Source organism: Dolichospermum sp. UHCC 0259 (assembly GCF_009711935.1).
Lineage (GTDB): Bacteria > Cyanobacteriota > Cyanobacteriia > Cyanobacteriales > Nostocaceae > Dolichospermum.
Window position 1 is genome coordinate 1 of the sequence record NZ_VIKX01000173.1, and the last position, 1,593, is coordinate 1,593.

Here is a 1,593-nt window from a genome sequence, read left to right on the forward strand (position 1 = left end):
CCTACTTCTACCTACCCTATAAACTCTCGAAAGTGGGGGGAGAGTGAAAAACTACTTTGTCCTTATTGCGGTGTTGGTTGCGGTTTAGAAGTTTCTCCACCAGCCCAACATGGAAAAGCCACAAATCGAGATAGTGAAGGAATTCCAATTTGGCGAGTTAGGGGTGATAAATCTCATCCTTCTAGTCAAGGAATGGTATGTGTTAAAGGGGCAACTATTACTGAATCATTAGATAAAAATAGATTGCATTATCCAATGGTACGCGATTCTTTAGATGCAGAATTTCGGCGTGTAAGTTGGAATGAGGCTTTTGATATTATTACCCAACGGATTCAAACATTAAGATTAAATCAAGCCACAGATTCAATTTGTATGTATGGTTCTGGACAATTTCAAACTGAAGATTATTATATTGTTCAAAAGTTACTCAAAGGTTGTTTAGGAACTAATAATTTCGATACTAATTCCCGGTTGTGTATGTCTAGTGCGGTATCTGGGTACATTCAAAGTTTTGGTTCTGATGGGCCTCCTTGCTGTTACGATGATTTAGAATTAACTGATTGTGCTTTTTTAATTGGTACAAATACGGCGGAATGTCATCCCATTATTTTTAATAAGTTAGCAAAATATCATAAAAAAAATCGCCATGTTAAAATGGTTGTGGTTGATCCTCGACATACTCCTACCGCAGAAGCAGCCGATTTACATTTAGCTATTCGTCCAGGTACAGATATTGATTTGTTAAATGGTATTGCCCATTTATTGATAAAATGGGATTACATTGATCCAGTTTTTATTGATGATTGTACTAGCAATTTTCCGGCTTATGCTGAGGTAATTCGGCATTATTCACCGGAAGTTGTGGCAAGTCGTTGTGGTATTACTATTGAAGATTTAGAAACGGCTGCTAAATATTGGGGAAAATCAAAATCTGTACTTTCTTTATGGTCAATGGGTGTTAATCAATCTTCGGAAGGTACAGCTAAAGTTAGAACTATTATTAATTTACATTTAATGACGGGACAAATCGGCAAACCTGGTGCGGGTCCCTTTTCTTTGACAGGTCAACCTAATGCTATGGGAGGCAGAGAAGTGGGAGGTTTAGCCCATTTATTACCAGGTTATCGGTTGGTAAAAAATGCCGAACATCGGGCGGAAGTTGAGGATTTTTGGGGTTTAGAAAGAGGACAAATTTCCCCTGTTCCTGGTTTGACTGCTTGGGAAATGATCACTGGTTTAGAAACTGGAAATGTGGGTTTATTATGGATTGCTGCTACTAATCCGGCTGTGAGTATGCCAGATTTAGAAAGAACTAAAAAGGCGTTATTAAAATCTCCTTTTACTATCTATCAAGATGCTTATTACCCTACGGAAACATCAGCTTATGCTCATGTTTTATTACCTGCGGCGCAGTGGGGTGAAAAAACTGGGATCATGACTAATTCGGAAAGAAGGGTAACTCTATGTTCGGCTTTTCGAGAACCACCCAGGGAAGCAAAACCTGATTGGGAAATTTTTGCAGAAGTAGGAAGAAGATTGTAGTTTTTCACTCTCCCCCCACTTTCGAGAGTTTATAGGGTAGGTAGAAGTAGG

General features: G+C 38.7%; 1 pseudogene. It reads left to right on the plus strand.

Going from position 1 to position 1,593, the window contains the following annotated elements:
• Nucleotides 1–18: 18 nt before the first annotated feature.
• Nucleotides 19–1,539, plus strand: a pseudogene (locus FJR05_RS13670) (molybdopterin-dependent oxidoreductase); the annotation flags it as partial.
• Between the last annotated feature and the right edge of the window lie 54 nt (nt 1,540–1,593).